20 protein-coding genes and 1 pseudogene are annotated in these 23,156 nt (G+C 36.9%); 17 read left to right on the forward strand and 4 right to left on the reverse strand.

What is annotated here, in order from left to right; genetic code table 11:
• Positions 1 to 398: 398 nt before the first annotated feature.
• Positions 399 to 743, forward strand: coding sequence for an iron-sulfur cluster insertion protein ErpA (erpA, locus tag LGZ99_RS09060; RefSeq protein WP_031280637.1), 345 nt, complete (start codon positions 399 to 401; stop codon positions 741 to 743).
• A gap of 82 nt (positions 744 to 825) precedes the next feature.
• Here erpA and btuF read toward each other — a convergent pair whose 3' ends face one another.
• Both btuF and mtnN read right to left on the reverse strand, forming a co-directional pair.
• Positions 826 to 1,656, reverse strand: coding sequence for a vitamin B12 ABC transporter substrate-binding protein BtuF (gene btuF, locus LGZ99_RS09065; RefSeq protein WP_072008867.1), 831 nt, complete (start codon positions 1,654 to 1,656; stop codon positions 826 to 828).
• 109 nt (positions 1,657 to 1,765) lie between these two features.
• A complete protein-coding gene (gene mtnN / locus LGZ99_RS09070) occupies positions 1,766 to 2,467 on the reverse strand; it encodes a 5'-methylthioadenosine/S-adenosylhomocysteine nucleosidase (protein WP_036840268.1) in 702 nt (233 codons plus the stop codon).
• Positions 2,468 to 2,593: 126 nt separating this feature from the next.
• Between mtnN and dgt the strand changes: the two genes are divergently transcribed.
• A complete protein-coding gene (gene dgt / locus LGZ99_RS09075) occupies positions 2,594 to 4,120 on the forward strand; it encodes a dGTPase (protein WP_036840269.1) in 1,527 nt (508 codons plus the stop codon).
• On the opposite strand, the gene LGZ99_RS09080 is transcribed toward dgt, so the two are convergent.
• The gene (locus LGZ99_RS09080; RefSeq protein WP_036840271.1) at positions 4,104 to 6,455 is read right to left on the reverse strand and encodes an ATP-binding protein; all 2,352 of its coding nucleotides are present in this window, start codon (positions 6,453 to 6,455) and stop codon (positions 4,104 to 4,106) included. The genes dgt and LGZ99_RS09080 overlap by 17 nt on opposite strands.
• Before the next feature lie 53 nt (positions 6,456 to 6,508).
• On the opposite strand from LGZ99_RS09080, the gene rlmD reads away from it, so the two are divergent.
• From rlmD to LGZ99_RS09140, 12 genes are all read left to right on the forward strand, one after another.
• Positions 6,509 to 7,840 (forward strand): 23S rRNA (uracil(1939)-C(5))-methyltransferase RlmD, encoded by a 1,332-nt coding sequence (gene rlmD / locus LGZ99_RS09085; protein ID WP_021323124.1) that lies wholly within the window; start codon positions 6,509 to 6,511, stop codon positions 7,838 to 7,840.
• A gap of 26 nt (positions 7,841 to 7,866) precedes the next feature.
• A complete protein-coding gene (relA, locus tag LGZ99_RS09090; RefSeq protein WP_036840273.1) occupies positions 7,867 to 10,098 on the forward strand; it encodes a GTP diphosphokinase in 2,232 nt (743 codons plus the stop codon).
• A gap of 23 nt (positions 10,099 to 10,121) precedes the next feature.
• Positions 10,122 to 10,907: a nucleoside triphosphate pyrophosphohydrolase gene (gene mazG / locus LGZ99_RS09095; protein WP_036840275.1), complete on the forward strand. Its 786-nt coding sequence runs from the start codon at positions 10,122 to 10,124 to the stop codon at positions 10,905 to 10,907.
• A gap of 513 nt (positions 10,908 to 11,420) precedes the next feature.
• A complete protein-coding gene (locus LGZ99_RS09100; protein WP_262979052.1) occupies positions 11,421 to 11,765 on the forward strand; it encodes a hypothetical protein in 345 nt (114 codons plus the stop codon).
• Between the two features lie 217 nt (positions 11,766 to 11,982).
• Positions 11,983 to 12,402: a hypothetical protein gene (locus LGZ99_RS09105; protein WP_036840279.1), complete on the forward strand. Its 420-nt coding sequence runs from the start codon at positions 11,983 to 11,985 to the stop codon at positions 12,400 to 12,402.
• Positions 12,395 to 13,222, forward strand: coding sequence for an MbnB/TglH/ChrH family RiPP precursor modification enzyme (locus LGZ99_RS09110; protein ID WP_023044108.1), 828 nt, complete (start codon positions 12,395 to 12,397; stop codon positions 13,220 to 13,222). The genes LGZ99_RS09105 and LGZ99_RS09110 overlap by 8 nt, the downstream gene beginning before the upstream one ends.
• Entirely contained in the window at positions 13,219 to 14,457 is a 1,239-nt protein-coding gene (locus LGZ99_RS09115) for a PIG-L family deacetylase (protein WP_023044107.1), read from the forward strand. Before LGZ99_RS09110 ends, LGZ99_RS09115 begins: the two co-directional genes overlap by 4 nt.
• Complete coding sequence (locus tag LGZ99_RS09120) at positions 14,454 to 15,224, forward strand: phytanoyl-CoA dioxygenase family protein (protein WP_036840281.1); 771 nt, start codon at positions 14,454 to 14,456, stop codon at positions 15,222 to 15,224. Before LGZ99_RS09115 ends, LGZ99_RS09120 begins: the two co-directional genes overlap by 4 nt.
• 88 nt (positions 15,225 to 15,312) lie before the next feature.
• Complete coding sequence (locus LGZ99_RS09125) at positions 15,313 to 16,386, forward strand: pyridoxal phosphate-dependent aminotransferase (RefSeq protein ID WP_160171162.1); 1,074 nt, start codon at positions 15,313 to 15,315, stop codon at positions 16,384 to 16,386.
• A gap of 7 nt (positions 16,387 to 16,393) precedes the next feature.
• Positions 16,394 to 17,206, forward strand: a complete 813-nt coding sequence (locus LGZ99_RS09130) for a hypothetical protein (protein ID WP_023046248.1) — start codon at positions 16,394 to 16,396, stop codon at positions 17,204 to 17,206.
• Positions 17,206 to 18,000, forward strand: coding sequence for a TauD/TfdA family dioxygenase (locus tag LGZ99_RS09135; RefSeq protein ID WP_021323110.1), 795 nt, complete (start codon positions 17,206 to 17,208; stop codon positions 17,998 to 18,000). The genes LGZ99_RS09130 and LGZ99_RS09135 overlap by 1 nt, the downstream gene beginning before the upstream one ends.
• A 1,128-nt stretch (positions 18,001 to 19,128) precedes the next feature.
• Complete coding sequence (locus tag LGZ99_RS09140) at positions 19,129 to 19,758, forward strand: ATP-binding cassette domain-containing protein (RefSeq protein WP_036840285.1); 630 nt, start codon at positions 19,129 to 19,131, stop codon at positions 19,756 to 19,758.
• 66 nt (positions 19,759 to 19,824) lie between these two features.
• Here LGZ99_RS09140 and LGZ99_RS09145 read toward each other — a convergent pair.
• Positions 19,825 to 20,301, reverse strand: a pseudogene (locus LGZ99_RS09145) (ROK family protein); the annotation flags it as partial.
• Positions 20,302 to 20,503: 202 nt separating this feature from the next.
• Here LGZ99_RS09145 and rdgC point away from each other — a divergent pair.
• The 3 genes from rdgC to LGZ99_RS09160 all read left to right on the forward strand — a co-directional run.
• Complete coding sequence (gene rdgC / locus LGZ99_RS09150) at positions 20,504 to 21,415, forward strand: recombination-associated protein RdgC (protein ID WP_036840287.1); 912 nt, start codon at positions 20,504 to 20,506, stop codon at positions 21,413 to 21,415.
• Between the two features lie 103 nt (positions 21,416 to 21,518).
• Positions 21,519 to 22,415, forward strand: a complete 897-nt coding sequence (locus LGZ99_RS09155; protein WP_051769603.1) for an aminoglycoside phosphotransferase family protein — start codon at positions 21,519 to 21,521, stop codon at positions 22,413 to 22,415.
• 355 nt (positions 22,416 to 22,770) lie between these two features.
• Positions 22,771 to 23,156, forward strand: a 386-nt coding sequence (locus tag LGZ99_RS09160; protein ID WP_262979053.1) for a class I SAM-dependent methyltransferase, incomplete at its 3' end; no start/stop codon positions are given.

Raw genomic sequence — 23,156 nt, forward strand, 5'->3', positions numbered from 1 at the left:
GTGACTTTAATAAATACTTAATAAAGTAACTAATAATCATGATAAATCAATAAATTTTCCTTTTTATAGTGAATTGATTGACTGATGATTGAACTATACTTAATCCAGAGTCCAGAAGGTGCTTATTGATATCGTCTGAACTCTGCATATCTGTTGGCGGCTGTACTGGTGGTCTCATTTGCTCTTTTCACTAGCGCGTTTTGGATTCGCTGATTCATCAAGGGCTAACCTCAATGTTAAAAGATGCTCAGACAACTTGTTAGCTATTCATGAGTTGCTAAAATGACAAAACTTGAACGAACTAACCAGGTATTAGATAATTCGAATTATTAATAAATCGGCAAATTTCTGTTGTCTTGTGAATGTCTTTGCCGGGTTCCGGTTTGGAGTAAAAAATGATGAGCGATGATATAGCATTACCTTTGCAGTTTACTGATGCTGCCGCCAGTAAAGTGAAAATCTTAGTTTCGGATGAAGAAAATCCGAACCTGCGTTTACGGGTTTATATCACAGGTGGTGGTTGCAGTGGTTTCCAGTATGGTTTTACCTTTGATGATCAGATCAATGAAGGCGATATGACCATTGAGAAACAGGGTGTCGAATTGGTTGTTGATCCGATGAGTCTGCAATATTTGGTTGGCGGTTGTGTTGATTATACCGAAGGTCTGGAAGGTTCACGCTTTATCGTCACCAACCCTAATGCTAAGACAACCTGCGGTTGTGGTTCTTCTTTCAGTATCTGATTCTAGGTTGTTTCCCGCAATGGGTCTGTGAACGATATGACCCATTTTCGGGATATGCCTGCAATCCCTTTAAACTATTACTTTATCCGGACCCCTTATCGTTCAATTGCCGGCATAGTTGTTCAGCAGCCAGCACGATACGAGGCCCTGCGCGATGAAACCAATCTTCATGCAATGTAATTACTTTGGCCCTCAATTGAGGATGCCAGAAATTTTCAATTAATCTGGCTTGTTCCGGCCCGCCACTGATAACAATCGTCTCAGGTTTCCGAGTGAGTACTTGCTCACGGCTTACCTGCGGCCAGGGAACGGGGCTGTCAGCGAAAATATTTCTGCCACCACAGATTGAAAGCACTTCACTTTGCAGTGTTTGTCCTGAAGCAGTAAACAAAGACTGAGTGCCGAATTGTAAAAAGACAGGTTTTGGTGTGGTTGAGGCATATTTTTGTTTCAGAGCGGCAAACCGTTGACGAAGTTCAGTTGCGGATTTTTTTGCCTGCTCAGGATGGGGGCTGTATTCGGCCAGTCGTTCCAAATCCTGAGCTATCTGTTCAGTGGTTTTGGGGTCGGAATAAAAGATTTTAATACCAAAAGAGGCGAGTTGTTCCAATGGCCGTTGGGGATTACCACCACGCCATGCCAGAATCAGATCGGGTTTCAGTGTGATAATACGTTCCAGATTAATGCCTTGCCAGTTAGCCACTTGCTCAAGTTTATTGGCTTGGGGCGGATAATCAGAATAAGCGCTGGCTGCGAGCAGATTGTCGCCTAACCCGGCAGCATAGGCTAATTCTGTAGTTGACGGGGATAAGCTGATGACCCGTAAAGGCATGGCATACAAATAATGACTGAAACCACTGAGAAACAGTAAAAGCGATAACCAAACTGAACCTGCGCTTTTTATCCATCTCATGAAAGTATGCCTTTTAATATATAAATATCATGAATGTTCCAGGCGGAGCAGACACGCCCTTGATATCTTCTGAAAGTATTAATCAGGGCGTGATTCTGTCAATAAAATATTATTTATCGTGACTCAGTGTTGCCAGCATTGCGTTGACCATTAATGTGGATTGGCGGGCTGCCACAGAAAGAAATTCATCAAAACTGAGATGAGATTCTTTATCTGCTACGTCAGAGATTGCACGTACCACAACAAACGGTGTGTTGTATTGGTAGCAGACGTGCCCTATCGCTGCCGCTTCCATTTCTACTGCTGTAACCTGTGGGAAAGTCGCCCGGATACGTGCCAGTGGTTTCGCACCGTTAATAAATGCATCACCGCTGCAAATCAGCCCACGTATTGCATTCAAATCCAGTGAACGAATACATTTTTCTGCCAGTGCGATCAGCTGGTTATCCGCCAGGAACGCAGAGGGACATTGCGCCATTTGACCAGGCTCATAGCCAAAAGCGGTGACATCAGCATCATGATAGCGAACTTCGCTGGATACCACGATATCACCGATTTGCAATTCCGGATCAAGGCCACCTGCGGAGCCTGTGTTGATAATCACATCAGGCTGACAATATTCAAGCAGTAAAGTCGTACCAATTGCAGCAGAAACTTTACCAATACCGGATTTTAACAGTGCGATCTCCACGCCGTTGAGCTTACCGGTATAGATTTCGCAGCCACCCCGTGACAGTGTCTGGCGATCTTCAATTTGATCACGCAGTAAAGTCACTTCTTGCTCCATAGCACCTATCACGCCTACTTTCATTGTGTCATACTCGCTGTTGATTAATTAATCATATAAAATCATTCAGTTCCTGAGTTTAACATTTAATGCAGAACAATCAGATAATCTGTGGTGTAAAACAGTGCTATCTCAAAAGTCGGGGGATAAATGTCCGGGATAGACTTTAGTCAGAAGCTTAATTATCAACGTAAATACAGTCATTATGATGTTGATCCTAATGATGAAGAACAAGTTATTCGCCAGTTTGAAAGTGATCGCGGGCGGATTATGAATTCAGCGGCTATTCGTCGTTTACAGCAGAAAACACAAGTTTTTCCTCTGGAAAATAATGCCGCTGTCCGCAGTCGCCTGACGCATTCATTGGAAGTGCAACAGATTGGCCGCTATATTTCGAAAACGATTATCAATGAACTGAAAACGCGTAATTTGCTAGTTCAATACCGGCTGGATAAACGGCTGTTGTCATTTGAGAGCCTGATTGAAATGGCTTGTTTAATGCACGATATTGGTAATCCACCTTTTGGTCATTTTGGTGAAGCGGCAATTAAAAACTGGTTTGCCAGAAAGCTCGATCTTAATTTTGCCCTGGAACATATTGAGCGAAAAGATCAATGTGAAATACCTGCATTGCGTTTGTGCGGGGAGGTGAAAAAAGATCTTTTCCGTCGCCAGTTACGTAAAGATTTATGTCAGTTTGAAGGGAATGCTCAGGCTATCCGTATGGTACACAGCCTGTTAAAATTCAATCTGACTTATGCTCAGATTGGTTGCATTCTAAAATATACTTGTCCTGCCTTTCGTCTTGAAAAGGAGCTGGATCAGTTTAATTACCTGATGAAAAAACCGGGCTTTTATTGGTCGGAAGAGAATTTTGTCCGTGAATTGCGCCGCGAGCTTAAAATGGGGGAATTCTGTCGTTTCCCACTGACTTATATTATGGAAGCCGCAGATGATATCTCTTATTGCCTTGCTGATCTGGATGATGCGGTTGAAAAAGGTATTTTTGGCGTAGATACCTTGATGGAATATTTGGAACAGGAGTGGGAAGAAAACGGTGGTCATCGGTCTGGCGATCTGTTCGACGCTACGATCAGAAAAGCTTATAAAAGAACGAGTGGCAACGAATTACGTCGAAGTCAGCAGGACCAATTTTTTATGTATTTGCGGGTTTTTATTACCGGCAGGTTGGTACCTTACACTGCCCGTCGTTTTATTGATCATCTGCCTGCTGTTTTTGAGGGTTCATTTAATCAAGCGTTACTTGAAGATAAGAGCGAGGAGCATCGGTTGCTTAAAACGCTGAAAGACATTGCCTGTAAAAGAGTGTTTAATCATCCGGAAATTGAAGAGTTGGAATTGAAAGGGTATAAAATTATCAATGGGTTATTGGATTTTTATTGGCCGTTATTGAAGATGTCCCGCCAGAGTTTTATGGAATTAAACCAGAACAATTTCCATAAAGATTATTTTATTGAAACCCGGTTGCTGCACAAACTTTCCACCAAACATCGCTTGGCTTATAACGAAGCGGTAGAAGGAATGATCGCCACTGACGAATCTGAAAAAGACTTGATGGAATTCTACTACCGCGCCCGTCTTATTCAGGATTACATCAGTGGCATGACAGATAATTATGCTTACGAAGAATATCGTAAATTTATTGTGTGTAACTGATATTTTGGCCGTTACTCAATAGCTTTTGGGCAGCGGCAAGTACATTGTCAATTTCATCTGTCAACTCCAGTAATTCAGGTTCTATATCGGTTAATGGAATGTTTTTTTGTAATTGTTGTTCAATTAATTGGCAGAGTGCCTTAAGTTGTGGCACGCCGCTGTAACAGCAACTACCGTGCAACTTATGGATTTGCTGCTGATAATCGTCAACAATGTCCCCGGATAAAACTTTTTCTGTGATTGCTTTTATCTCCGGCAGAGAATCCACCAGCATTTTTATCATCTCTATCACTAACTGTTCTTTTTCTTCTGCCTGTTGCAGGGCTAACCGCCAATTAACATGTTGTGATTCCGCTGTTTTAATGTGACGGTTTAGCGCTGTTCTCAGGCCATCTTCGTCCAGAGGTTTGGTCAGAAAATCTTCAAATGGCAATTGATCTGCATCGCCCTTTGGCCGGCAGGTATAGGCTGTGACGGCGATAATCGGGGTATTACGGTGTTGTGGTAGCTGGTGGATGCGTTCAGCAGTACAGATGCCATCCATACCCGGCATATGGATATCCATCAGAATGACATCAAAATGGTGAGATTTTGCCGATTGTAAAGCGTCTTCCCCATTACTGCATGTCACTGTTTTTTCTACGACGTCTTTCAGTAACGAGCCGATTAGTTTGAGGTTGGCTGGATTATCATCAACGGCCATGACTGTCATGGGTAAACGCGGGAATTGGATAATCGTTTTTTGTGGTACAGCAGAGCCGGTTAGAATGAAATCATCTTTTCCCAGCCACAAATCAAAACGAAAAACGGAACCTTTTTTCGGCTCGCTGGTAAAACTGATATTGCCGCCCATTTCGCGGATCAGTTTCCGGGTAATCACCAGACCAAGGCCGGTACCACCATAACGGCGGGAAATACTGGCATCTGCCTGATGAAAAGCCTGAAATAGATGGGGTTGCTGTTCAGGATTGATACCAATGCCGGTATCTCTGACCGTGATCTCTAAATTGATTTTATGGGATTGCTGTTGTATCAGATTGATTTGTATTTCCACACAACCTTGTTCAGTGAATTTAATGGCGTTACCGATGATATTGGTGAGTATTTGCTGGAGACGCGTAGGATCGCCTATGACCAGATTTGGTATTTGGGGATTAACGTTGTGCGTTAGCTGAATGCCTTTATTTTTGGCGCTGGGTGCCAACAAAACCATCACCTCATCAATTGTATTCTGTAGAAGAAATGGAATGTTTTCCAGTATCAGCTTATCCGCTTCAAGCCGGGAAAAATCCAATATATCATTGATAATATTCAGCAGATGATTGGCAGAACGTTCAATAATATGCAGATATTCAGCTTGCTGTACTGTCAGAGAGGTTTTCAGTGTTTGGCGGGTAAAACCAATGACGCCATTAAGCGGTGTGCGTAATTCATGGGACATATTTGCCAGAAATTCTGTTTTTATTCTGGCGGCTTCTTGAGCGCGTTTTTTTGCTATTGCCAGCTCAACATTCTGAATTTCGAACTGCTCCATCGTTTCACGCAGATCTGAAGTTGCCTGATCAATATCGTTCTGCATCTCTTCTTTATAGCTGGAAAGCGATTTTGCCATGGCATTAATGCCATTTTTCAGCGTATTCAATTCACCAAAATATTTCCCGTTGACACGGCTGTTTAACTGCCCCTGGCGAATTCTATCAACAGCACTGACCATATCGCTGATAGGTTTTGTGATTTTGTGGACCAAATGGTAGGCAAACAGTGATGCCCAGCCAAGGCAAATCAGTAATAGCAATATAAAGATAACTATCTCTTTATATTGCTGTAAGTGAGCTGACCGTAAATCAAGATCAATAGCGATATAACCAATTGGATGTAGATATGGGGTATCCGCATTCTGTTGATTCTGAGATAAATGGCGCTCTGAGATAATCGGCATGCGTAAAATAATACTGTTTTTGACCTCCATTTTTGTCAGGGTTGTTGGCAGTGGCATACCTGGTGCGATCTGTAGTTGAGCTGAATTGTATTTATAGTTTGATATATCAAATAGTTGATTATCATCATTAAAAATGGCAATCGCCCGGACTATCTCAGAATTTCTGCGATGAAGCCGGGTTATCAATGAGTTGACGCGTTCACGGTTATTCAGGTTTATCCCGATTTCACTGGCAATCGAAAGCGGTTCAATAATACTGACCCCAGAGCGAACGATTTGGTTTTTCAGTTCACGGTAGTGATAACAGAGAAACGATATACTGAAAAACATGCCAACCAGTAAAATCGGCACTAGGATCAGGCTCATCATGCGAAGGCGTAAGCTATATTTGGTCATAGGCGTCCATTATGGGAAAATAAGAACTTAATAATTCATAGTCCGTAAGAATCATGGTGCAATTTTATTCCCCCAATCGCCGAACAGTAAACCGGCAAATCATCACAGTCACTGCTGATAATCTGGATGCCCAAGGACAGGGCGTAGCTCGTTATCAGGGTAAAACCATTTTTGTCGCCGGATTATTGCCCGGTGAACAGGCACAGGTACAACTAACGGAAGAGAAGCGCCAGTTTGCAAAAGCAAAGTTGGTTAAGCGTTTATCTGACAGTCCATATCGTGTAAATCCCCGCTGCCCGCATTTTGAAATATGTGGCGGTTGTCAGCAACAACATGTTGCTCCTGATTTACAGCGTGAGAGTAAAGCCCGTGTTTTGGAACATCTTATTCGTCGGGAAACCGGCATCACTGTCTCTGCCAGGCCGGTGATTCTCAGCCCTGAATATGGTTACCGGCGTCGGGCAAGGCTTGGTTTACATTATCAGATAAAACAACGTCAATTGGTGATGGGGTTTCGTCAGAATCAATCCAATGAATTGGTTGCGATAAAAACATGCCCTGTTTTACAACCTGAATTGGAACGGTTATTGCAGCCGCTATCTCAGTGTCTGAATGATCTGAAAGCGGCTAAACGGTTGGGACATGTGGAATTAGTGCTGGCAGATAACGGCCCATTGATGATATTGCGCCACCTTGATCCCCTGAAAGGGGAAGATAAAGAAAGGTTATGCACGTTTTCTGTGCAGCACAATGTGGCTGTCTATCTGGCGGCAGATGAAACTTCAATTGAGTCACTGAATGAACAGCCGGAACCTTGGTATCAGGTAGCTGGCCTGAAATTAATTTTCAGTCCGAGAGATTTTATTCAGGTTAACGATGAAGTGAATCAACAAATGGTTACTCAGGCGATGGCGTGGCTTGATTTACAACCGAATGACCGAGTGCTCGATCTGTTCTGCGGTATGGGAAATTTTACCTTACCTATTGGCCGGATAGTGCAGGCGGTGGTCGGAGTAGAAGGGGTTGCCACGCTGGTAGCGAATGGGCAATATAATGCCAGATTAAATAATTTGGATAACATATCTTTCTTCCATGAAAACCTGGAAGCGGATATACATCGTCAACCCTGGGCGAAACTGGGGTTTAACAAGGTCTTATTAGATCCGGCGCGTGCTGGTGCAGCAGGGGTCATGTCACACATCGTCGAGCTGGCCCCTGAAAAAGTGGTCTACGTCTCTTGCAATCCAACAACATTGGCGCGGGACAGTAAGATTCTGCTTGAGGCTGGCTATCATATTATTAGTGTGCGGATGCTGGATATGTTTCCGCATACAGGTCATCTGGAATCAATGGCGCTATTTAGCCGCCAGGTCGTGGTTGGGTAGACGCTGTGAAGTAGTCAGGAGAGATTATGGTTGCGGTAAGAAGTGCTCATTTAACCCCTGCGGGAGAGTTTGCAGTAAATAAGTGGATCGCCAGTTTAAATATAGCGAATCTTCAATTGGGTGAGAGATTAGCCGAAACCTGGCGTTATTGTCACGAAAAAGCGCAAAATCATCCTGATTCAGAACTTCTGTTATGGCGTGGCGTAGAAATGGTTGAGATCCTTTCTACGCTGAGTATGGATAATGACAGTATGCGCGCTGCGCTGCTGTTTCCGCTGGTTGACGCCAAATTGCTCGACAGTGAAACCGTCACAGAGGTGTTTGGCAGTGCGATCATCAATCTGGTGAAAGGCGTCATGGATATGGATGCTATTCGTCAGTTAAAAGCCACGCATAATGATTCAACCTGTTCCGTACAGGTTGATAATGTCCGCCGGATGCTGCTGGCAATGGTAGAAGATTTTCGCTGTGTTGTTATCAAGCTGGCGGAACGGATTGCCCATCTGCGGATAGTGAAAGAGGCGACTGAAGATGATCGAGTACTGGTTGCTAAAGAGTGTTCCAATATTTATGCGCCACTCGCTAACCGCTTGGGGATTGGTCAACTCAAATGGGAACTTGAGGATTACTGTTTCCGTTATCTCCATCCTGATGAATATAAAAAAATTGCTAACTTACTGCATGAGCGTCGGATTGATCGTGAACAATATATTGATCACTTTGTCAGCACATTGCGTAAATATATGCTCAAAGAGAACGTAACAACTGAAATATACGGACGACCTAAACATATCTATAGCATCTGGCGCAAAATGCAGAAAAAATCGCTGGCATTTGATGAGTTGTTTGATGTCCGGGCTGTGCGGATTGTGGTTGAACGTTTACAGGATTGTTATGCGGCACTGGGGATAGTACATACTCACTATCGTCATTTGCCCGATGAATTCGATGACTATGTTGCTAACCCGAAGCCTAATGGTTACCAATCCATTCATACCGTAGTGCTTGGGCCGAATGGTAAAACACTGGAAATTCAGATCCGTACCCGTCAGATGCATGAAGATGCGGAATTGGGAATAGCTGCACACTGGAAATATAAAGAGGGTGCGACGGCGGTTGGTCGAGCGGGGTATGAAGGACGTATTGCATGGCTGCGTAAACTGATTGCATGGCAGGAAGAGATGGCCGATTCTGGCGAGATGCTGGATGAGGTTCGCAGCCAAGTGTTTGATGATCGGGTATATGTATTTACGCCGAAAGGCGATGTTATTGATCTGCCTGCTGGCTCTACGCCACTGGATTTTGCCTACCATATTCACAGCGATGTAGGGCATCGTTGTATTGGGGCGAAAATCAGCGGTCGAATTGTGCCATTTAGCTATCAATTGCAGATGGGCGATCAAATTGACATCATCACACAGAAACAACCGAACCCAAGCCGTGACTGGCTGAATCCAAACTTGGGGTATGTCACCACCAGCCGTGGTCGGGCGAAAATTCATAACTGGTTCCGTAAACAGGATCGGGATAAAAACATCATTGCGGGCCGTCAGATGTTGGATAACGAACTGGCCCACTTGGATATCAGCCTGAAAGAAGCGGAAAAGCTGCTAATTGCGCGTTATAACGTTCATACCCTTGATGAAGTGCTGGCGGGAGTGGGTGTTGGTGATATCCGTATCAACCAGTTGGCTAATTTTCTGCAAAGCAAACTCAATAAAACCACGGCGGAGGATGCAGATCGGGAAGCGCTTCGCAATCTGGAGAACAAATCACATCCGCAGCGTAGTTCTGCTAAAGATAACGGACGGATTGTGGTAGAAGGTGTTGGTAACCTGATGCATCACATTGCCCGTTGCTGCCAGCCAATTCCGGGGGATGAGATTGTCGGCTTTATCACCCGTGGCCGGGGAATTTCCATCCACTGGGCTGATTGTGAACAACTGGCGGATTTGCAGGCAAGTGCGCCTGAAAGGGTGGTAGATGCAGTTTGGGGAGAAAGCTATTCCAGTGGTTACTCACTGATTGTGCGTGTGATAGCGAATGATCGCAGTGGATTACTGCGTGATATCACCACGATCCTGGCGAATGAAAAGGTGAACGTGCTTGGGGTGAGCAGCCGCAGTGATGTAAAGCAGCAGATTGCCACCATTGATATGAATATTGAGATTTATAACCTGCAAGTACTGGGACGGATATTGGCGAAAACCAATCAATTACCGGATGTCATTGAAGCTAAACGTCTTCATGGCAACTGATCGCAGGAAAATTTGGACAAAAGATGAAATCACCCGCTATAGAACGGTTACTGGGGATTATGGCGCAGTTGCGCCATCCTCAACAGGGATGTCCCTGGGATAAAGAACAGACATTCAAAACTATTGCACCTTATACATTAGAAGAGACTTATGAAGTCATTGATGCCATTGAGCGTGGCGATTTTTCTGATCTGAAAGAAGAGCTGGGCGATCTACTATTTCAGGTGGTGTTCTATGCTGAAATGGGCAAAGAGCAGCAGTTATTTGATTTTGATGACATCTGCAATGCAATTAGCGACAAGTTGGAGCGTCGCCATCCGCATATTTTCGGTCAGCAGCAGAATATCAGTAGTGACATGGCTATCAGTGGCTGGGAAAAACGTAAAGCGCAGGAAAGAGCACAAAAAGATCTTCATTCGCTCCTTGACGACATTCCGGCAGGTCTGCCGGCGTTAATGAAAGCTTATAAAATGCAGAAACGTTGTGCTGCCGTCGGTTTTGACTGGGACACTCTGGGACCTGTGTTAGACAAAGTTTATGAAGAGATCGACGAAGTGATGGATGAGGCTCGTCAGACAGTTGTTGATGAGCCGCATCTGGAAGAAGAGGTTGGTGACTTGCTGTTTGCTGTTGTGAATTTGTCGCGCCATTTGGGGTACAAACCCGAAATGGCATTGCAAAAAGCATGTAATAAGTTTGAGCGTCGTTTTAAAGGCGTGGAAAAGCTGATCCTAGATAAAGGTCAGACGCTGGAAGCAGCAACATTGGAAGAGATGGAACAAATGTGGCAACAGGTTAAGAAACAATAAGTTGAAGGAATAGCCTGAAAGCTGGAATTTTTATTTTTTTGAGAGGAGAATTTATTCAGCATAAATTTTCCTTAGTTTCGTCTAAGAGGGAATTAAGTGTTTCTGGGTTGGCTGTTTATTAAACACATCTTGATTATTTAGTTTCATTATGGAAAGTTATCTAATGTCCTATCCCTACAAGATAATATGAAATTTCTTCATATTGTAGTATTAAAACGTTCATGTAGAATTATAATTCTTTTATTTTTAGATGGTTATGATTATTATTTTACCATAATAACTTTTAGATAAAAATTTGACATATCATAATATGAATCTAATCTTATAAATTTTAACACTTAGTTATAAGTTAATATTTTCAAAACAATTCTGTATCAGTAATAGGAGTTAAAATGGAAATCGAATTAATTGAAGAGTCTGAGCCAGAAGTTGAGGTCCTTTGTAATAGTGTTGATTGTCCATAATAACTAAATTAATCCCCCCTTATTGAATTAAGGGGGAAGGTATATAACTATGAATAAAAGAGAAATAAACATATATTTATCAAAATTAATATCAAACCCAAAATATTCAATAAAAATGTATGAAAATCCAAATAAATTTATGGATAAATATCATATGACTTTGGAAAGTAGAGAAGTCTTGATTGATTTTTTTAAAAAGAATGGCGGAAGATTTGTTAATTCGTCAATTTTGCAGAAAATAAAGAAGATGGATGGTCTGAAAGGAGCTCTTCCCAATGTATATATACCCTTCATCTTTCAAGTTGCTGCTTTGTTGGCTGCGTTCACTTACCCCAGTCACATAGTCATCTATGCTCCTGGGGATGCGTTCACTTGCCGCCGCGCTGCAAATTGAAATCTATTGGGTATAAATATTTAGGTGAAGAAAAATTTGAATTTGAATTTGAAAAATATTTAAATAGTCTTACTTTTAATAGCGAAGTTAAAAAAATCCTATTATTGAATCTGAAGTCTTTTGTAGTTTCATAATTGACTCAACTGAAGATGATATATTAGAGCTAATTGTATTATATGAAAAAGAAAAGAATCATCTTATAATTGATCTGCAAAATATGAATAATAATAGTTGGATGGATTATACACCAAAGATCGATATAGGTACGATGGAAAAGGTATTTGTTATTTCTCATCCAACTGTGAGGATTAAAAAATTCACTAAAAATATTAGCGTACTATTGGATCTCCTTCGTAAGGGGGAACCTCCGAGTGTTTTGAAAGATAAGTTGATGGAAAAAAGAAATAATATTCTATTTTATAAAAAAGATCAATCTAGAGAAATTACCTCATGTATGATAGGTGATATCATTTGTCATATTATATTGTCATGTAAGAACGCAATATTAGCCAGTGATATATTTAATGAGGTAGGTGAATATTATGGTATTGACAAAAATACCTTTATATCTTCCCTTGAGACACTAAATTCAAAAGGTTTAATATTTTTTGGTGTTAAGGAGATTCGTAATGAATAAATATGAAAAAATTGGTGTTGGCGTTAATTATAGGGCGTCCTTTTCAAAAGAAATTTTTAAAAACATCCAGCATATTGATATTCTTGAGGTACACTCTGAAAAATTTTTTTGGGATGAAGAAGACCCTTACTTAGAAAAATGTTGTAAAGAGGTGCCAATTATATTTCATGGACTTGATATGTCATTAGGAAGTGAGGAGAGTCTGGATGATGAATATATAAATAAATTAAAGAGAGTTATTACTGATAAGAAACCACAATGGTATAGTGATCATTTATCAGCAACACGGCATGGAGATATTGAAGTTGGGCATCTAATGCCAATACAGTTTTCAATTGAGAGTTCATATCAGATAATAGAAAAAATTAAAAAGATAAAATCACAAGTTAGTGATGATTTCATAATTGAAAATATTACCTATTATTATGAAATGCCTATGTCTGATTTATCAGAAATTGAGTTTATGAATAGAATAATTAAAGGCAGTGATTGTGGTATGTTGTTAGATATTAATAACTTATATATTAACTCAATGAATCATAATTATGATCCGAAAGAATTTTTGCTCAAACTACCATTAGATCATGTTGTCGAAATTCATTTGGCTGGTGGCGCATATAAATTTGATATGATTATAGACACCCATGCTAATGATATATGGAGTGAGGTATGGGAATTATATGAATTTGCACTTTCAAAAACTGATGTCAGTGGAGTTATAATTGAAAGGGATTCTAATATTGAGGATTATACTACTATTGTTGATGAGATATCTATTGCTCGTAATATATATAAGAAAGTGTATGGGAAAATAGTATGAATTTTCTAATTGTTGCACATCCTGATGATGAAATTATATGGTTTAATCCAAAGAATTTTGACTACATAATTATAGTTTTCTCTGGTAGAGAAAATAAACCGTCATTTCATAAGAAAAGAAATCAAGCACTATATGAACATCCTTATTTTTCTAAAATTATTAACCTAGGTTTAAATGAATCTGGAGATTGGGAGAATTTTGAAACGGATTTTTTAAATAAAAAACATTTTAAGACTATATGTAACTCTCTAGAGGATCTAAACATTTATGAATATGATTCCATTACTACACATGCTGTAGATGGTGAATATGGGCATTATGATCATATTGCTGTCCATAATGCTGTAATTGAAATCTATGGAAAGAGAAATACTATCTATACATCTAATGGATACAATAGGATCCAAGATGAAATGTTGTTTTCTGATTATATAAATGATTATGTGAAGATAAAAAGAATCTATCAGGCTCATGGTGTATGGACTTGGAATAAATATAAACTTCCTCTAGGTGTTCCTTCAACTAAACTAGTAATTGATAATAAGAACCTGAGAATAGCATCCATAGCAAGTATACCAGAAAGAGAATATAATCTACAAATTACTATCAACTCCATCTATTCACAGTTAGATGAATTAAATGTATATTTAAATGGATACGAAAAGATACCTCAATTTTTAAATAGAGATAAAATTAAAGTCTATATGAGTTCTCAGTTTGGGGATTATGGTGATGCTTCAAAGTTTTTTCCATTGAAAAATAAATCTGGGTATTTATTTACACTTGATGATGATTTAATTTATCCATCAAACTATATTGAAAAGCTTGTATTGAAAATAGAGAAATATAAACGGCAGCAATTTATATGTGTACATGGGAATATAATTGATAGAAAATCTTTATTGTCATATTATAAATATAAAAAAGGAATTCATTTTAGCTGTTCACTTGATAATGATATCACTGTAAATGTTCCTGGTACTGGCACATTGGCTTATCATTCATCACTTTATTCATTTTCAATGGAATCTTTTCAATTAAAAAACATGTCCGATATTTGGGTTGCAGTTATTGCTAAAAAAATAAACATAGCAATTATTTCTGTTGATAGACCTGATTACTGGATTAGGTCATCAATATCAAAGTCTGATCCTAATTCTATTTACAGTAATAGGGAATATTTAGATAAGAAAATATGTGAAGTAATTGAAAGAGAGGAGTTATATAAGATATGATGAATAAATATAAAGAAGAATTAAATTGTAAAGGATATGTTCTAATAAAGAATTTTTTATGTTATGAGGAAAAAGAACTACTTAGTGCAACTGTACAATGTCTTGATGATCGTGAAGATATTCCCGGAAAAATAATGAAATATTATGAATCCAGTGTGATTGATAATAAGAAAATACTTAATAGGATAGAAAACTTCATTGATGCTAAAGAAGCTTTTTTTATAAAAAAAATTGAAAAAAAAGCTTATGAGTTATTATGTTTTATTATGATGGAAGATTATTTTCTGTTTAAAGATAAAATTAATTTTAAGTTAAGCGGCGGAGGTGGGTTTTCTCCCCACCAAGATTATCCTGCATTCACTAGATTCATTAATAAAGAAATGTTTAATTTGATGATTCCAGTTGATGATACTAATATAGATAATGGTTGTTTATATATTTCAAATATGCCATTTGAAAAAAAATTGATTCCTCATAGCGAGGGAAAGGCATTGAAAAATGCGTATGAAAAATATGGTTGGGACCCTATTCAAGCTAATGCTGGAGATCTATTGATTTTTAGTTCATTTTTATTGCATATGTCAAAAGATAATCTATCTCACAATAGGAGAAGATGTATTTTTCTTACGTACAACAGTTGTTCTGAAGGTGATCTTAGAAGTAAATATTTTGACTTCAAAAGAAAAGTTTTTCCTCCATTAATAGAGCGTGATAAGGGGCATGATTATTCAAAATGGATAAATAATTTGGCTAGAAAGATTTTGTAATATGTTTTTTCAGCGTGAGAATATTATTTCTTTGTTGAGAATGAGATGAAGTGTTTATTAATCTATTAGTATGGTAAATATCATGTGCATGAAAAGACGCTATTTTTATAGGAACAGGTTGTACAATGAAATCCCTGATTTTAAAATTAATCCAGTTAATAAAAATTTAAGTTTGATGGAGTTTCCTTATCAGATAAAACTGGATTCAAAATTATATTCTGATAATCTAAAAGAAATTAATATAAATCGTTATCCTATTTTTGATACAAATATAATTAAAGAAAAATTATGTGAAATTAATGGTGTTAGTTATGATAGAAACATTCTTCTTGGCAATGGTCTTTTGGAATTGATTCAAACCATTTTATTATCTTTTTCTACAAAAAAAACTAATTTATTAATTCCTGATCCTTCATTCTTTATGTTTACGAGATTAGCAAACATATGTAGAGTTGATGTACATAAAATTCCTTTAAATAATGATTTTGGTCTTGATGTACAAGCATTTATCTATGCATCCCAAAAATATGAAAACTCACTAATTATTATTGATAATCCGAATAATCCAACTGGAGTATTATTTGGGGTAGATGAAATAAGATGTATTGTTGAAAACTGTAAGTGTCCTGTCATTATTGATGAAGCATATGTAGCTTATTCAACACAAGGCTCAAATATATTAAATCTTACTTCAGAATATGATAATCTCATTGTTCTTCGTGGTTTTTCTAAAATTGGTTTTGCAGGATTGCGTTTTGGATATATATTTTCAAATCAGGATTTAATTTCATATATTAATAAGTTTTCTTTAATATATTCATTGTGTGATATAAAAATGAATTTAGTTCTAAATATTATAAATGAAGGTAAAATTAATATAGCGAATATATTAAATATAAAAAAATATAGAGATATTATGATAAATAAGATATCAAAGCTAAATAATATTACTGTAAGTAGAAGTCAAGCTAATTTTATTTTCTTTTCAGGAAGTGTTGATAATATTAATTTATTTAAAAATACAGTCATTAAAAATGGGATTAAAATAAGTACTTTTCCATTAGGTTATTCAAAGATTACAGATAATAGTGTAAGATTATCTGTTGGTGATAAATTAACAAATGACATTATTTTAAACCTTATCTTAGATAGCTTTTATTGAGGCTTATATGTATTATATTATTGGATATGAAAATGTTATTGAATTCGTTAATAAGACTACGGGTTTACATGGTACATCATTGAATTATTACAATGAATTTATCAAAAAGCACTCTGTTTTTAATAAAATACCCGACTCTAATATACCTCTTATAACTTCATATGAAGGTGCTTTACCGTATTGTTACGACCACCTATTTGCATTAAAAGATAAGTATGCAAATAACTCTTCCAAGATCAGTTCGATGCTTATAAATAATGTTTTTTATGAATGGCTCTATACTTTGTCAAAGTATGATAAGATTTATGAATTAATGAATAGGATCATTAAAATCGTTATTATAAATAAACTATCTTCATATACAAATGGTACAACACAAAAAACAATTGGTCTTGCTTCTATGGATTTTAAAGATGAATTTGATTATCAGGACTTTGTTGAATTGATGTTTCATCAATTGACTCATATGATTTTGTTTATTGATGATATTGCCAATATGCATATGAATGAAAATACAAAAAAAATTCATGTAGAGGTTGAAGGAGTTAAATCTGTTTTTGGTAATAACATGTTTCCTGTATATTTGCTTTTTCATAGCTATATAGTAGGTGTAGAGATTCTTTCTTTTAGATCTCAATTGTTTGGATTAAATGCATCTGCAAAATATCATGGTTCTACGGATAGAATTGTGAGATTGTGTAAAAAAATGTCAAGTGTTATTAAAGAAAATATAGATATGTTTTCTGAACGTTCGAGGGAGATTTTTGAAGAATCTCTAAATTTATTGAACTTATTTGAATCTTATGAGGAAATAAAATAATGTATAATGATTACCCCTTATTTAATAATATTAAGAAAATCATCAACTCTGACTATTATAATTTTAGTGAGTTACACAATAATAAAATAATCAAATATATGTATAAGGATGATGTTGAACGTAGATTAAGCAATGGGATTTATAAAGAAATATCTTTATATGGGAGTGTATATATAATTGATTTTTCTAATGATCAGGATGTTTTTGATATATCATCATGGCTTGAACGTATATTTGGAAAACCTATCACTTATAAGAATAGAGGTTTTAAAGAATATGAAACAATAAAACTTATTGATAATCCAAGATGGTTTTTCGAATCAAATGGTTCTCAGCCAGTGCACACAGATGAAGGGCATGAAGAAAAACAACCAGACATAGTTGCATTATATTGTCAACACCCTTCTTATGAAGGCGGTGATAGTATATTAGTTGACTCAGGTGCTGTTTATAATTTTATTTTTAAAAAATATGGAGAAAAGTCTAGTCTATTATTTAATGATGAATGTATTATTCGTTTTTACAATGATAAATTTTTTCAAAAAAGAATATTTTCAAGAATAGAGGATAATATTGGAATATCATTCTCACCATTACTCAATAATTTTAAATGTACGGAAGAGGTTTACTCAATGCTTATGGATATCAATATATTTATACATCAAAAGGAAAATCAATGTCGATTGCATTTAAGGGAAAACCAATGTATTGTGTTTAGTAACTATTTGTATTTACATTCTAGGACGAGATTTCCAAAAAATTCGCAAAGGACGTTGTTTAGATTTTGGTTTTAGAGGGGTGTATGAATTTAATAATAGCTGATGCATTAGAGTATAAAGGAAGGATAAAAAAATTTGCTTCCGGGAATAAAAATGTCATTATATTTCTCTGTTTTTTATTACTCCCGGCAAAAGCCAGTGGTATAATTGAAATCTTAATTATTTTGTCTTCGAATATTGTTACGCCAGGGAGTTACATAAAGTCATTTTATTTCTCTTCGATATCGTTAATAATTTATGTGTTATTTTATTTGGTTAACATAAGATTTTTACCTACGGCAATAAAAAATTCATTTGTTGTTTCTTTGGTAGATAAAAAAACATTATTTCTTTGTCGTGTCGTTTTTTTTATTTACAGTGCTTTCCCGATGATTACTTTCTTTTTCTTGGGTTTTTTCTCTGGAAATGTTAATTGTTTGTATTATTTTTCATCTATGTTGTTTTTGATTATTTCTTTTGCTGTAATTGGGTTTTGTCTATTTGAGTTAAACTTCTTATGTTTTGTTTTTGTTGTTGCATTCTTTATTTTATCTGCATCATTCCGAAATGGAATATTATATAATTTTATTTTCACGTTAGCTATTTTATTGATAGCATTTAGATTATATTTAAATCCTACATTATGTTACCCAATTAATCAAAACAAGAAGTTGCTTTCATCAAGATTTTTTTCATTACTTTATATTATAAATCTCCGATATTATTTTCATAAAAATAAAATATCGTCACTTATTATGTTATTATTCGTTATAATATTATATATATTATGTGAAAGTGCTTTTTCTCAAATTCCAGCCAAGGCTGATTATATATTATTAGTATATTTCAGTGTTGTTACATATATATGCATGTTATTGTTCTATAATTTTTCATATATTGAAATAAATTATCTTTCATATTTATCTAATTTTTTGTCTATGCGGAAAATTTTGTTTTATAATTATTGTATTTCTTTGTTTTTATTTTCTTTTTTAACTTTTGCTTTTTGTTTTTTGGTTATTAAATCATTCCCTGTTATTATGTTTATATCTTATGTTTTTCTTTTAGTTTTTTTGTCATTTATTTCTCTATTAAGAACACAGTACACGAAACTTATTATTCTTTGTGTTATTTTCTTTTTTACATATTTTTTTGGGGTTATTTATGCTTGAAGTTATTGAACTGGAAATTATTATTAATGATAAGACTATTTTTTCAGGCGTTAATTGTAATTTTTATGTTGGATTAAACCGTATTGCGGGAATTAATGGTGCGGGTAAAACGGCTTTTCTTTCAAGTATTGCTGGTGTAAATAAGGTTAAAAAAGGGATGGTTAATTTTATAAAAAAGGAGAAAACATATCGATTTAGTTTACAAAGGCATGGTTTTTACATCTCAGATAATGTTGATTTTTATAACTTTATTACTGGAATGGATGTGATAAAGCTAGGTAAACATTATCGGAAAAGTAATCTAAAACATCAATTAGACTACTATTTAAATGGTTTTGGCATATCTAAATATTCTGGTATTGAATATGGAAAAATGTCACTTGGGACAAAAAAGAAATTTTTATTGACTTCGGCTTTTATTACGGAAGCAGATGTTTATATTTTTGATGAACCAACAAATGGCCTTGACTCAGATTCTATAACATTTTTAATAGCATTGATGACTGCTCTCGCAGAAGAGAAAATTGTTATTTTTAGTTCACATGATGACAGCTTTTTACAGGAGTTAAACTTCACTACTTATGAAATAGAGGATAATAACATAATGCATCATGGGGAATAAAATAGACTTCGCAGTCTTGCATAATAAATGCAACATCATAACGTTGAAAGTAACTCGATTCATATGATCACCCAGTACAATTGCTTCAATAATTTCATGGCCTTTCTTATGCTGACCACTTAAACGAAAATAATCCGTCATCAGCCCGGTACCTGAAACAAAGATTTCAGTACATCCTGACTTACCTCAATAACAAGCAACCTCTTGCTGAAACAGCAGCTCATTCGCATCATTCGCCATCCGCACTTCCCGTCCAAGCAGAGCGGAAATATCTTTATCCAAAACCTGCCCGTCCAACCAGACAGAATTGGCATTCTTCACTTTTTGATTAAAAGGAGAAATCACGCCTGGAATGCCGATACCAACCGAACCTTTCTGTCCGGTTGCCTGCTCTGCATCAGTCACCAGACCGGCAATAGCTTGTAATGTTTTCTGATAATTATCTTTGGGGGTATCAACCCGTTTTCGAAAAAGCTCTTTCCCCTGCTCGCCAAGAGCAATCACTTCAATCTTCGTGCCACCCAAATCTACACCTATACGTATTAACTCACCTTTTATTCTGATATTTTGGCTGAAACAATTCATTACCCGCATCATTGCCTGAGTTAAACAGACAATCAAGACTGGATTATATTCAGGATAAATTGACACAAGAGACTAGGGCTTATCTCTGTGATTCGTTATCATGCGGACTTATGTTTGAGATGCTCACCGATTAACTGAGCAAAAATATGGGGTAACTTCAATGTTGTGGTTCAAAAATTTAATGATTTACCGTTTAAACCGGGAAATTTCACTTTCTGCGGATGAACTGGAAAAACAATTAAGTCCGTTAGCGTTCACCCCATGTGGCAGTCAGGATATGGCGAAAACAGGCTGGGTGCCGCCAATGGGTTCGCACAGCGACGCTTTCACCCATGTTGCGAATAATCAAATCCTGATTTGCGCCCGTAAAGAAGAGAAGATGTTGCCTTCACCGGTTATCAAGCAAGCGCTACAGGCAAAAATTGAAAAACTGGAAGGAGAGCAGCATCGCAAACTTAAAAAAACAGAGAAAGACTCTCTGAAAGATGAGATATTGCACACCCTGCTGCCACGGGCATTTAGCCGTTTCAGCCAAACTTATATCTGGATCGATACAGCCAATAATCTGATTATTGTTGACGCCGCCAGTGCTAAACGGGCCGAAGATAATTTGGCATTACTGAGAAAAAGCCTCGGTTCTTTACCTGTTGTTCCTCTGACATTGAAAGATCCAATAGAATTAACCCTGACAGAATGGGTACGTTCCGGTGAGCTGCCGGCGGGCTTTGCTTTAATGGATGAAGCCGAACTAAAAGCTATTCTGGAAGAAGGTGGGGTAATTCGCTGTAAAAAACAAGATCTGGTTTCTGATGAAATCGCCACCCATATTGAAGCCGGAAAATGTGTTACCAAGCTGGCTCTCGACTGGGAAGAGCGTATTCAGTTTATGTTGTCAGATGATGGTGCTTTCAAACGCATAAAGTTCAGTGATACCCTGCGTGAACAAAATGATGATATCAATCGGGAAGATTTTGCCCAACGGTTTGATGCTGACTTTATTTTAATGACTGGTGAATTAAGTGCGCTGATTAAAAACACCATTGAAGCGCTGGGCGGCGAAGCGGAAAAATAACAGCAGCTCTCAAGCTATTTGCCGCTTTGGATTATTTTTCAGAGCGGCATTTTTATGCCTTCTCTTAATTTTATACTTTCATCAACAACAGTGGAATGCAGATATGATATTTGATATCCCATTAGCCGAAAACTGGCAAGCAATAGAGCCTGAAAATCGTGGCTGGTCTAAAGATCAGAAATACCATATTATTGATAAACAAGGTAAACATCTGTTATTACGTTTGGCTGATATCAGCCAGAAAGATAAAAAACAGCAAGAATTTTTCTGGATGCAACAACTACTTAGTCATAATATTCCTATGTCTGAACCAATTAATTTTGGCATTTGCAACAACGGTCAAAGTGTTTATTCTTTACTAAATTGGATCGAGGGACAGGATGCTATTAATTGGCTGGAACAACATAATGAACAATTGCAATATGAAGCAGGTTTACAAGCTGGAAAGCATTTACAAAAAATTCATCAATTAGCAGCACCACCTCAAACCATTTCTCCCCGCCAGGAAGCAGAAAATATTTATCAGGAAAAACTGGCCAGATATAATCAATGTGAGCTCAAGATCCCCCATGAAGCAGACTTTATGGATTTCATAAAAGATAATTTTTCTCTGCTTGATAATATAAATCCAGTGTTCCTGCATGGGGATTATCATGTCGGAAATATGGTTATCGATGACAAACAAAAACTGTGGATAATTGATTTCAATCGCTATCGTTTTGGCGATCCGGCTAAAGAATTCAGCCGGATGATGGTATTTAGCCGATTACACAGCACAGCGTTTATTCATGGGCAAATAGATGGCTATTTGGCAGGCAAACCAAGCCAGGAGTTTTTAAAAAGAATCGCTTTTCATACTGCCTGTGACACTTTCTTTAGTTTACTTTGGGCACAATCATTTGGAGAAAAAGAAATTCAGAATTGCCTCAGCCGTATTAATATGATCTGGCAAGATTATCAGGGATTTAAGCTAACGACACCAGAGTGGTATAAGTTCTGACAACTGATGGAATAGAGCATTTTCCAGTAAGTATAGTGCATGTATTTACAAGTATAAGTAATTTGATTCACTAACGAATAATAACTATACTTACTATATGACCTTACAATTATTTAATACTGACTTCTCTGTTTAAACAGCTCTTATTTTTATAAAAAATCATAGTAAACTATATTATTAAATATAACATGTAACTGAAGTTATATTCACTGATAATTTTTCCAAAGTAGAGTTTTTAATTACCATTAAAATTAAAATAAATACAATAATTCTGATTTTTTATTGTAATATTGTTCTTACCAGTCAACATAGGTAATAAATACATTTATTCTCGATCTGACACAGGTAAAAACAGATGAATAAAGAATTGCATGAAGCAAACCGTTTGTCGTGGAATGCCGCTACTGCTGCCCATAACAGTCATAAAGGTGATCAGGCCGCTTTTTTCAGGCAAGGAGGCAATACACTCTATCCAGAGGAACTATCACTCCTGGGTGATATAAAAGGTCTAAATATCTTACACCTACAATGTAATTCCGGTCAGGATACTTTAAGTTTGGCGCACTATGGCGCCAATGTAACCGGGGTCGATATTTCTGATGAAGCGATTAATTTCGCCCGTCAGTTATCCGCCGACAGTGGCATTCCGGCCCAATTCCATCGCGCTGATATTTTTGATTGGATGGAACAAGCCATTACAGAAAATCTGAAATTTGATCGGGTTTTCTGTTCTTATGGTGT

The sequence above is a fragment of the Photorhabdus temperata genome, from assembly GCF_025384845.1.
Classification (GTDB): Bacteria; Pseudomonadota; Gammaproteobacteria; order Enterobacterales; family Enterobacteriaceae; genus Photorhabdus; species Photorhabdus temperata.

What these genes read in the sequence shown, in the direction of transcription:
- erpA (WP_031280637.1), top strand. Translation starts at nt 399, where the DNA reads ATGAGCGATGATATAGCATTACCTTTGCAGTTTACTGATGCTGCCGCC.
- btuF (WP_072008867.1), bottom strand. Translation starts at nt 1,656, where the DNA reads ATGAGATGGATAAAAAGCGCAGGTTCAGTTTGGTTATCGCTTTTACTG.
- mtnN (WP_036840268.1), bottom strand. Translation starts at nt 2,467, where the DNA reads ATGAAAGTAGGCGTGATAGGTGCTATGGAGCAAGAAGTGACTTTACTG.
- dgt (WP_036840269.1), top strand. Translation starts at nt 2,594, where the DNA reads ATGTCCGGGATAGACTTTAGTCAGAAGCTTAATTATCAACGTAAATAC.
- LGZ99_RS09080 (WP_036840271.1), bottom strand. Translation starts at nt 6,455, where the DNA reads ATGACCAAATATAGCTTACGCCTTCGCATGATGAGCCTGATCCTAGTG.
- rlmD (WP_021323124.1), top strand. Translation starts at nt 6,509, where the DNA reads ATGGTGCAATTTTATTCCCCCAATCGCCGAACAGTAAACCGGCAAATC.
- relA (WP_036840273.1), top strand. Translation starts at nt 7,867, where the DNA reads ATGGTTGCGGTAAGAAGTGCTCATTTAACCCCTGCGGGAGAGTTTGCA.
- mazG (WP_036840275.1), top strand. Translation starts at nt 10,122, where the DNA reads ATGAAATCACCCGCTATAGAACGGTTACTGGGGATTATGGCGCAGTTG.
- LGZ99_RS09100 (WP_262979052.1), top strand. Translation starts at nt 11,421, where the DNA reads ATGAATAAAAGAGAAATAAACATATATTTATCAAAATTAATATCAAAC.
- LGZ99_RS09105 (WP_036840279.1), top strand. Translation starts at nt 11,983, where the DNA reads ATGAATAATAATAGTTGGATGGATTATACACCAAAGATCGATATAGGT.
- LGZ99_RS09110 (WP_023044108.1), top strand. Translation starts at nt 12,395, where the DNA reads ATGAATAAATATGAAAAAATTGGTGTTGGCGTTAATTATAGGGCGTCC.
- LGZ99_RS09115 (WP_023044107.1), top strand. Translation starts at nt 13,219, where the DNA reads ATGAATTTTCTAATTGTTGCACATCCTGATGATGAAATTATATGGTTT.
- LGZ99_RS09120 (WP_036840281.1), top strand. Translation starts at nt 14,454, where the DNA reads ATGATGAATAAATATAAAGAAGAATTAAATTGTAAAGGATATGTTCTA.
- LGZ99_RS09125 (WP_160171162.1), top strand. Translation starts at nt 15,313, where the DNA reads ATGAAAAGACGCTATTTTTATAGGAACAGGTTGTACAATGAAATCCCT.
- LGZ99_RS09130 (WP_023046248.1), top strand. Translation starts at nt 16,394, where the DNA reads ATGTATTATATTATTGGATATGAAAATGTTATTGAATTCGTTAATAAG.
- LGZ99_RS09135 (WP_021323110.1), top strand. Translation starts at nt 17,206, where the DNA reads ATGTATAATGATTACCCCTTATTTAATAATATTAAGAAAATCATCAAC.
- LGZ99_RS09140 (WP_036840285.1), top strand. Translation starts at nt 19,129, where the DNA reads ATGCTTGAAGTTATTGAACTGGAAATTATTATTAATGATAAGACTATT.
- rdgC (WP_036840287.1), top strand. Translation starts at nt 20,504, where the DNA reads ATGTTGTGGTTCAAAAATTTAATGATTTACCGTTTAAACCGGGAAATT.
- LGZ99_RS09155 (WP_051769603.1), top strand. Translation starts at nt 21,519, where the DNA reads ATGATATTTGATATCCCATTAGCCGAAAACTGGCAAGCAATAGAGCCT.